Source organism: Stenotrophomonas sp. P5_A8, from assembly GCF_056400545.1.
The window spans coordinates 1-9072 of record NZ_JBFULB010000155.1 but is presented as its reverse complement, the minus strand read 5'-3'; the positions used below and the strand labels follow the sequence as shown (position 1 = coordinate 9072).

General features: G+C 67.9%; 9 protein-coding genes and 1 pseudogene. 8 read left to right on the top strand and 2 right to left on the bottom strand.

What is annotated here, in order from left to right; all coding sequences use genetic code 11:
* A pseudogene (locus tag AC1DQP_RS12195) lies at nucleotides 1-836 on the top strand (hypothetical protein); the annotation flags it as partial.
* A 162-nt stretch (nucleotides 837-998) separates the two neighbouring features.
* Here the strand turns inward: AC1DQP_RS12195 and AC1DQP_RS12190 are convergent.
* A complete protein-coding gene (locus tag AC1DQP_RS12190) occupies nucleotides 999-2096 on the bottom strand; it encodes an alkene reductase (protein ID WP_457319281.1) in 1098 nt (365 codons plus the stop codon).
* Nucleotides 2097-2308: 212 nt separating this feature from the next.
* On the opposite strand from AC1DQP_RS12190, the gene AC1DQP_RS12185 reads away from it, so the two are divergent.
* The 6 genes from AC1DQP_RS12185 (at nucleotide 2309) to dld (ending at nucleotide 7991) form a co-directional block, all read left to right on the top strand.
* A complete protein-coding gene (locus AC1DQP_RS12185; RefSeq protein WP_457319282.1) occupies nucleotides 2309-3067 on the top strand; it encodes an SDR family NAD(P)-dependent oxidoreductase in 759 nt (252 codons plus the stop codon).
* 147 nt (nucleotides 3068-3214) lie between these two features.
* A complete protein-coding gene (locus AC1DQP_RS12180) occupies nucleotides 3215-3673 on the top strand; it encodes an MgtC/SapB family protein (protein ID WP_256774191.1) in 459 nt (152 codons plus the stop codon).
* Complete coding sequence (locus AC1DQP_RS12175; RefSeq protein WP_457319283.1) at nucleotides 3670-4107, top strand: VOC family protein; 438 nt, start codon at nucleotides 3670-3672, stop codon at nucleotides 4105-4107. The genes AC1DQP_RS12180 and AC1DQP_RS12175 overlap by 4 nt, the downstream gene beginning before the upstream one ends.
* A 264-nt stretch (nucleotides 4108-4371) precedes the next feature.
* A complete protein-coding gene (gene lldR, locus AC1DQP_RS12170; protein WP_457319284.1) occupies nucleotides 4372-5136 on the top strand; it encodes a transcriptional regulator LldR in 765 nt (254 codons plus the stop codon).
* 3 nt (nucleotides 5137-5139) lie between these two features.
* Entirely contained in the window at nucleotides 5140-6300 is a 1161-nt protein-coding gene (gene lldD / locus AC1DQP_RS12165) for an FMN-dependent L-lactate dehydrogenase LldD (protein WP_478051680.1), read from the top strand.
* The gene (gene dld, locus AC1DQP_RS12160) at nucleotides 6297-7991 is read left to right on the top strand and encodes a D-lactate dehydrogenase (protein ID WP_478051679.1); all 1695 of its coding nucleotides are present in this window, start codon (nucleotides 6297-6299) and stop codon (nucleotides 7989-7991) included. Before lldD ends, dld begins: the two co-directional genes overlap by 4 nt.
* Before the next feature lie 57 nt (nucleotides 7992-8048).
* Here the strand turns inward: dld and AC1DQP_RS12155 are convergent, their stop codons facing one another.
* Entirely contained in the window at nucleotides 8049-8369 is a 321-nt protein-coding gene (locus tag AC1DQP_RS12155) for a hypothetical protein (protein ID WP_478051678.1), read from the bottom strand.
* A gap of 108 nt (nucleotides 8370-8477) precedes the next feature.
* On the opposite strand from AC1DQP_RS12155, the gene AC1DQP_RS12150 reads away from it, so the two are divergent.
* Nucleotides 8478-8972 carry a DUF1543 domain-containing protein gene (locus tag AC1DQP_RS12150; RefSeq protein WP_457319456.1) on the top strand — a complete coding sequence of 165 codons (495 nt, stop codon included), beginning with the start codon at nucleotides 8478-8480 and terminating at the stop codon, nucleotides 8970-8972.
* Nucleotides 8973-9072: the final 100 nt, after the last annotated feature.

The following is a 9072-nucleotide window of genomic DNA, read 5'->3' as shown; positions in this document are numbered from 1 at the left end:
GGCGGGTGCGCCCGGCGGACGGATCGCGTCGCGCGGCGGTGCTCGACTGCGCGGGACGGACCCTGTTCGCGCCGTCGAACGTGGTCGATCTCGACGCGGTTGGCGGTGGGGTGCTGGGTACCCTGGCGGGCGAGCGTTCGCCCCGGCTGTGGTGGAACGGCGGCGCCGCACACACGGTGCCTGCGGGGCTTGCGATCGACGATGATCATGTGGCGCCGCCGCTGCTGCTGCTGTGGGACCACGTTGCAGGGCAGAACCGGCTATACAACCTGCAGAGCGGCAAGGTGGTCGGGCGCGCCTTCAGCGGGGTAGAGCATCTGGATGCACGCCGGCTGGTGTTCCGCCGCGATGGGCAGCAGGGCCTGATGCTGGCCGATGGCAGCGAGCCGCTGGCCCAGACCTTTCTGGAGGTTCTGCCGTGGGGCGAAGACCGCACCTGGACGCGGCGTTACCTGGAGGATGGGGGAGAGGAGCTGACGTTGCTGGACGCCGACTACCACGTATTGATGCGACGACGGTTGCTGTTCACCGGCGTGACGTTGGAAACGACGTGGCGCGGCGCTGTCCAGGGCCAGGCGGTGGCTCGCGTCAACCTGGGAACGATGCAGTTGGTCGATGGCCCCTATTTCGTCCAGCAATGGCTGGACCGGAACGGGCAGGTGCTGGTCAGCGATATCAGTTGCCCGGCGCCTGGCGATGAGGTGCTTGCGGGCGGCGCAGGGGTGCTGTTGGGCAAGGGATGGCGGGTGGATAGTACGCCGCGGCAGCCGTGCAGATTGCCGGATGCGTTGATGCCGGTGCTGCGGGGCGGCGATGTGACGCCAGCGATGCGGTAGTGCCGGSCGCTGGCCGGCTCCTCATGAGCGTGGACGGATGTCCGAGGAGCCGACCAACGGTCGGCTCTACCAGGACAGCCGGTCAGCGTCGGCATCACCCAAGGCAGCCGACCGGCGTCGGCATTACGCGAGGCAGCCGACCAACGGTCGGCTCTACGGCGGTTACGAGCCTGACACGCTCGGGTAGTCGGTGTAGCCGTGCGACCCGCCGCCGTACAGCGTGTCCGGGTCCAGCTCGGACAAGGCGACGCCCAGGCGGAAGCGCTCGACGAGGTCGGGGTTGGCGATGAACGGACGGCCGAAGGCGATCACATCGGCGTAGCCCGAGGCGATGGCCGCTTCGGCGGTGTCCTTGGTGTAGCCGTTGTTGGCGATCCACGCGCCCTTGAACTTCGCGCGCAGCGCCTGGTAGTCGAACGCGATGTTGTCGCGCGGGCCGCCGGTGGCGCCCTCGATGACATGGATGAAGGCCAGCGGACCGATCGCGTCCAGACGCTCGACGGCGCGTTCGAACAGCGGCTGCGGTTGCGAGTCGTGGGCGTCGTTGGCCGGGGTCACCGGCGACAGGCGCACACCGGTGCGTTCGGCGCCGATTTCCGAGGCAATCGCACGGACCACTTCATCGAGCAGGCGCGTACGGTTCTCGATGCTGCCGCCATATTCGTCAGTGCGCTGGTTGCTGCCGTCCCGCAGGAACTGGTCGATCAGGTAGCCGTTTGCGGCGTGCACTTCCACGCCGTCGAAACCGGCGGTGATGGCATTGCGTGCGGCCTGGCGGTAATCCTGGATCAGCGCTGGAATCTCCGACAGCTCCAGTGCGCGTGGCACCGAAACGTCTTCAAAGCCCTTGGCGGTGAAGGTCTTGGCCTTGGCCTGCAGCGCGCTTGGCGCGACCGGCACCTGGCCTTCGGGCAACAGGCTGGTGTGCGAGATGCGGCCGACATGCCACAGCTGCAGCACGATCTTGCCGCCGGCGTCATGCACCGCATCGGTGACTTTCTTCCACGCGTCGATCTGGGCCTGGTTGTAGATCCCGGGCGTATCCAGATAGCCCTGGCCGAGCGGGCTGATCTGCGTGGCCTCGGCGATCAGCAGGCCGGCGCTGGCGCGCTGCGCGTAGTACTGGATGGCGAGCGGGTTGGGCACGCGCCCTTCGATGGCGCGGTTGCGGGTGAGGGGTGCCATGGCGATGCGGTTGGCGACCGCGATCGCGCCGAGACGGGTAGGGGTGAAAAGGGGGCCGTCGCTGGGAGAAGTCATGTGCATACCTTGGGGGAGGAGGGCGCCGCGAATGCGCAGCGTAGATGTTGGAGATGTGGACGTACGACCGCCAGCATAGGGGCCGGTGCGTTGCAGCGATGGGAAGCATTGTTGCGGGCGCCCATGTGCACGTTCTGTAACGCCGTTGAGGCGTACGGTGATGGCCGATGCAGGCGATGCCTGCCCCGTATTCCAACCAGAGGTACAACGCGATGATTGATTATCAGCTCAAGGGCAAGGTGGCGATCGTGACCGGTGGCGTGTCCGGCATCGGCCTGGCAGCGGCCGAACTGCTCGCCGCATCCGGCGCGGCGGTCGCGGTGTGGGACTTGAAGGAGGAGGCGGTGCAGAAGACCGCCGAGGCGCTGCGCAGCAAGGGTGCAAAGGCGATCGGCATCGCGCTGGATGTGACCGATGAAAAGGCGGTGGACGCGGCGGTGCAGCGCACCGTGCAGGAACTGGGCGGGCTGGATATCGCGGTCAACAATGCCGGCATCGGCGGGCCGTCGGCAACCAGCGGCGACTATCCGGTGGACGGCTGGAAGCGGGTCATCGACGTCAACCTGACCAGCGTGTTCCTGTGCCAGCGCGCGCAGATCCAGGCGATGCGCCGCGGTGGCAAGGGCGGCAGCATCATCAACATGGCCTCGATCCTGGGCCAGGTCGGATTCAACAAGTCGGCCGCCTATGTGGCGGCCAAGCACGGCGTGGTCGGGCTGACCCAGACCGCTGCGTGGGAGCATGCCAAGGACAGCATCCGCGTCAATGCGGTGGGCCCAGGCTTCATCGCCACGCCACTGCTGGACAAGATGGATCCCACGGTAAAGCAGGCACTGGAAAGCAAGCACGCGCTGGGCAGGCTGGGCAAGCCGGACGAGGTCGCTGCACTGGTGGCATGGCTGGCCAGCGATGATACGTCGTTCGCCACCGGCACCTATTACGCCATCGACGGCGGCTACCTGGCGCAGTAAGCGCGGCGCTCCCGGCCTCGGTTCCTGCGGTACGGTCGTGCGGCGTTTCCCAACCCCGCATGACCGTGCACATCCGCCTCACGCCTCCCTTCACGGTGCTGCCACGGCGGCCACGCAAGGCTGGGCCGAACAGGTAAGGAGCGGCGGATGGGACTGGAACAAGATCTATCGATCCTGCTGCGGATTGCCGCAGCGATGGTGTTTGGCGGCCTGATCGGCATCGAGCGCGAGATGGGCAAGCACGCCGCCGGGCTGCGTACGCACATGCTCATCGCCGGGGCGGCCGCGCTCATCGTCGGCCTGGGCGACAGCATCGCCGAACACTTCCAGCAGGAGCGTTACCGCGACCTGCTCCAGGTCGATCCGGTGCGTTTGATCGAAGCGGTGATCGCCTGCGTCGGATTCGTCGCGGCCGGCACCATCCTGCGCGGTACGCGCGACGACCAGGTCAGCGGCCTGACCACCGCCAGTTCGTTGATCATGTCCGCCTCCATCGGCATTGCAGTGGGCATCGGCGAGTACGTGATCGCCATCGGTGTCTGCATCCTGTGCCTGATCGTGCTGGCCGTGTTCAGCCGTATCGCCAAGAAACTGGAGCCCTCATGAGCAGCGAACGTCCGTTCGAGATCCAACGCATCGACCACGTAGTACTGCGCGTGCAGGACTTGCCGCGCGCGGTGCACTTCTATCGTGACGTGCTGGGCTGCACGGTGGCGCGTGAGCGGCCATCGCTGGGCATGGTGCACCTGCATGCTGGCGCATCGATGATCGACCTGGTCGGTGTCGACGGGCCGCTGGGCGTGCAGGGCGGTGCAGCGGCGGGCGAGCAGGGCCGCAATGTGGACCATGTCTGCCTGCGCGTGGAGCCCTTCGATGTGGCCCATCTACGCGAGCATCTGCAGACGCACGGGGTGGCGTTGACCGGCAAGCCGGCCAGCAACTATGGCGCCGAGGGCGATGGCATGTCGGTGTTCCTGCGCGATCCCGACGGCAATGGCGTGGAGCTGAAAGGTCCGGCGAGCGACTGCGGTTGCGGATAATGGTCATACCAAGCGGGTCGGTGATCGCTATGGTTTAATGGGCTTGTCGCTCCCGTCGTAGTCGGGTGTCGATGGTTCTGTGCCCGTTCCGGGGAAGTGGTCATACCACATCTCCGGTGGTTGCAGAGCGCTGCCGGCACGCGATGAACATCGCGCGGCCACACCTGACCGTTGCTGATGAGACCCGCCGATGCTGGCTTGGACGTTCCCCGATCCCGATACCGGTCGTGTCCGGTGCTTGTGCGTGTTCGCGCCGGTGACGACGTGAAGCACGAACGCCTGTCTGACCGGGTGGCCGTGCAGCTGCGCGAGCTGGTCCATGCCCGGAACCTGCAACCCGGCGATCGGCTGCCGGCCGAGCGTGCGCTGGCGGTGCAGCTGGGCGTATCGCGCACGGCGCTGCGCGAAGCCATCGCCCAGCTGTCCAGCCAGGGCCTGCTGACGGCGCGGGTTGGTGGCGGCACCTACGTGAGCGTGCCGATGGCACGTACGCACCCGGGCGTCGACGCGTCGCTGTTGCCCTACCTGCCGGTGTTCCAGAACGACCCGGAGTACCGCTTCGATGTGCTGGAGATCCGCCATGCGCTGGAGGGTGCGACCGCCTGGCACGCCGCGCTGCGCGCCACCGACGCGGACCGGGCGAAGATCCGTGCGGCCTTCGAGCACATGCTCGCCGCGCACGGCAAGGACGATCCCGCCGGCGAGGCGCGCGCGGATGCGGCCTTCCACCTGGCCATCGCCGAGGCCTCGCACAACCTGGTGCTGCTGCAGGTGATGCGTGGCCTGTTCGAGCTGTTGCAGACCAATATCTCGCAGAGCCGTGAACGGCTCTACACCTCGCCCCGCACGTTTGAGCCGCTGTCGACGCAGCACCGCGAGCTGATGGACGGGGTGCTGACCGGCGACCCCGAACGCGCGCGCGCCGCCGCGCATGCACACCTGGCATTCGTGCACGCCTCCCTGCGCACGCTCGATGACAACGAGGCCCGGCGCGCCCGCGCATCGCAGCTTCCTCCTGCCCACGGTTGACCCATGATCATTGCCGCCTCCACCGATTACCGCGCCGCCGCCCAACGGCGGCTGCCGCCGTTCCTGTTCCACTACATCGATGGTGGCGCCTATGCCGAGCACACGCTCAAGCGCAACGTGTCCGACCTTGCCGACATCGCGTTGCGGCAGCGGGTACTGCGCAACGTGGCCGAGCTGAGCCTGGAGACCGAGCTGTTCGGCGAGCGCCTGGCGATGCCGGTGGCGCTGGGCCCGGTCGGGCTGACCGGCATGTATGCGCGCCGGGGGGAAGTGCAGGCGGCACGGGCGGCGGCCAGCCGCGGCATTCCGTTCACCCTGTCCACGGTGTCGGTGTGCCCGATCGAGGAAGTGGCACCGGCCATTGATCGTCCGATGTGGTTCCAGCTGTACGTGCTCAAGGACCGCGGTTTCATGCGCAATGCGCTGGAGCGGGCCAAGGCCGCCGGGGTGACCACGCTGGTGTTCACCGTGGACATGCCCACCCCGGGTGCGCGCTACCGCGATGCGCATTCGGGGATGAGCGGTCCGCGTGCGCCGTTGCGGCGCATGCTGCAGGCCGTGACCCATCCGCGCTGGGCGTGGGATGTGGGCCTGTTGGGCCGCCCGCATGACCTGGGCAACATTTCCACCTACCGGGGCAGCGCTACCGGCCTGGCCGATTACATCGGCTGGCTCGGCAGCAATTTCGACCCGTCCATTTCCTGGAAGGACCTCGAGTGGATCCGTGAGTTCTGGACCGGTCCGATGGTGATCAAGGGCATCCTCGATCCGGAGGACGCGCGCGATGCGGTGCGCTTTGGCGCCGATGGCATCGTGGTGTCCAACCACGGCGGTCGCCAGCTGGACGGCGTGCTGTCCACCGCACGGGCGTTGCCGGCGATTGCCGATGCGGTCAAAGGGGAGCTGAAGATCCTGGCCGACTCGGGCATCCGCAACGGGCTGGACGTGGTGCGCATGCTGGCGCTGGGCGCCGACAGCGTGCTGCTGGGTCGCGCCTTCGTGTACGCGCTGGCGGCGCAGGGCGGGGAGGGCGTGGCGAACCTGCTCGACCTGATCGCCCGGGAAATGCGCGTGGCGATGACGCTCACCGGCGCGACAACCATCGCCGACATCAGCCGCCAGTCGCTTGCCGAAGTCACCCGGTACACGCAGGTGTCGCGGTGAGGGGGGCCGCCGGTACCGGCGCATTGCTGGCCCAGCTCCGCGACATCGTCGGTGCCGCCCATGTGCTCAGCGGCGACAAGCCGACCCGACGCTTCCGCAAGGGCTACCGCTTCGGCGATGGCCCGGTGCTGGCGGTGGTCCGCCCGGGTACGCTGGTGGAGCAGTGGCGGGTGCTGCAGGCGGTGGTCGCCGCGCAGGCCATCGTCATCATGCAGGCGGCCAACACCGGCCTCACCGGCGGGTCAACGCCCGATAGCGCCGACTACGACCGCCCGGTGGTGATCCTCAACACGCTGCGCCTGACCGGCATCCAGCTGCTCAACGACGGCCGCCAGGTGGTGTGCCTGCCCGGGGCCACGCTGGATCGCCTGGAGCAGGCGCTGGCGCCGCTGGACCGCGAGCCGCATTCGGTGATCGGGTCGTCGTGCATCGGCGCCTCGGTATTGGGCGGTGTCTGCAACAACTCCGGGGGTGCGCTGGTGCGGCGCGGCCCGGCGTACACCGAGCTGGCCTTGTTTGCGCAGGTGGACGCGCAGGGGCAGTTGCAGCTGATCAATCATCTGGGCATTGCGCTCGGCGAAGATCCGGAGCAGATGCTCGAACGCCTGCAGCGCGGCGACTACACCGCCACCGACGTGGACAACCACAGCGGCCGCGCAGCCACCGATCCACGCTATGCCACCCAGGTGCGGCAGGTGGATGCGCCGACCCCGGCGCGCTTCAATGCCGATCCGTCGCGTCATTTCGAAGCGGCCGGTTCGGCGGGGAAGCTGGCGGTGTTCGCGGTGCGCCTGGATACCTTCGAACGCGAGCGTAGCGAGGTGTTCTACATCGGCAGCAATGCGATGGAGGACCTGACCGGCATCCGCCGCCACCTGCTCACCGCCTTCGAGCGCCTGCCGATCTCCGGGGAGTACCTGCATCGGGAGGCGTTCGATATCGGGCAGCGTTACGGCAAGGACACCTTCCTGCTGATCGACCGGCTCGGCACGGCGCGGGTGCCGGCCGCGTTCGCACTCAAGAGCCGCATCGATGGCTGGTTCGAGTCGGTGGGGTTGCGCGGGGTTACCGATCGGCTGCTCCAGGCGGCGATGCAGCTGTTGCCCGCGCACCTGCCGCCGCGCATGACACAGTTTCGTGACCGCTACGAGCACCATCTCCTGTTGAAAGTATCCGCAGTGGATGCCGCCGCGACGGACGCGTTCCTGCGCGCGCATTTTGCCGATGGGCAAGGCGACTATTTCCACTGCACGGCAGAGGAAGGGCGCAAGGCGTTCCTGCATCGCTTCGCGGTGGCCGGTGCCGCGGTGCGTTATCGCGCGGTGCATCGCGACGCGGTGGAAGACATCGTCGCCCTCGACGTGGCGCTGCGCCGCGATGACCGGCAGTGGATGGAGCAGCTGCCGGCGGCACTGGAGGCGCGGTTGGCCGGCAAGCTCTATTACGGGCACTTTCTATGCCACGTCTTCCACCAGGACTACATCGTGCGCAAGGGCGAAGACCCGCTGGCGATCGAGCATGCGATGTGGGCGCTGCTGGACCAGCGCGGTGCGGAGTACCCGGCCGAGCACAATGTCGGCCACCTGTATCCGGCCAAGCCGGCGCTGGCGGCCTTCTATCGCCAGCTGGACCCGACCAATGCGTTCAATCCCGGCATCGGCCAGACTCCAAGGCACGCGCACTGGCGGTAGCGCCAGCCCACGGGTGGCTGCACACCGACATGCGATCCGCTGGCCCCGCCGTTGCGATCACTCGCAGCGAACGGCGGTGATCAGGTTGTTCTTGTCGATGAACACCCGCAGGCGATCCTGGCGCAGGTCGCGGGTGGTGATGGTTTCCGGGCCGATCGGGTTCACCAGTCCGGCACCGCTCTGCGCCGCCAGCTTGCGCATGTTGGCCTCATYGGCGGGCTGGCCGACCGCCCAGGCAAGGCCATCGGCCTTGCACAGTCCAGGGCCCTTGACCACCGGGCCGGGCGTGCTGACGCAGGCAGCCAGCGCCAGGCTGGACACGATGGCCAGCGCCGGAACCAGCACCTTCGGTGGGAGGCTGCGCGAAAGGAATGTCATGGGGGTCGCTCCTGCGTGATCAGTGGCTGACGATACCACCGTCGTTGCCGCGGCCGCGTGGTGGCGGCGCTACACTACGCGCCGTTCCACAGGTTCCAGGAGAGCGCAGTGCTGCACGTGTTCATGCTCGGCGGACGCCACGCGCGTGCGCGGATCGAAGTCCATGACGTGGCCTTCGCCAATGTCGACCGCGTGGAGGATGCGTACCCGCAGTTGCGCGCGGACTGGTTCGGCCAGGCCAAGGGTCTGCACGTGGATGGCTGGTTGGCGGTGGACGGCGTGGACGGCCATCAGGTCCGCTTCGGCGATGCCGCGCCCGCGCCTGGCGCCCCGCGGCTGTTCTTCGTCAATCTGGGCGGCTACGTGCCGCGCTCGCTCGGCGAGGCCCACGACTACCAGCTGCTGGTCGCCCGCGACATCGCTGAGGCGAAATCCAAGGCCAAGGCGCTGCGCGATGCCAGCTGGATCAAGCCGCATACCGACGCCCTGCTGGAGGTGGACGACTGCATCGCCATCGACCAGGTCGGTGGCCGCCATGTGCAACTGCAGCCCGGCCCGCACCGGGGTATCGCGCTGGTCAGCGACTACATCGTGATCGGCTGACGCCCGTTGCCGGGCAGGATTGCCGGCCTGCGGCCGCTGGCGCATAGTGTCGCGGCCAAGTGAGCAGGTGCCCAGGGACGGCAATGACGCCCTCCCGGCC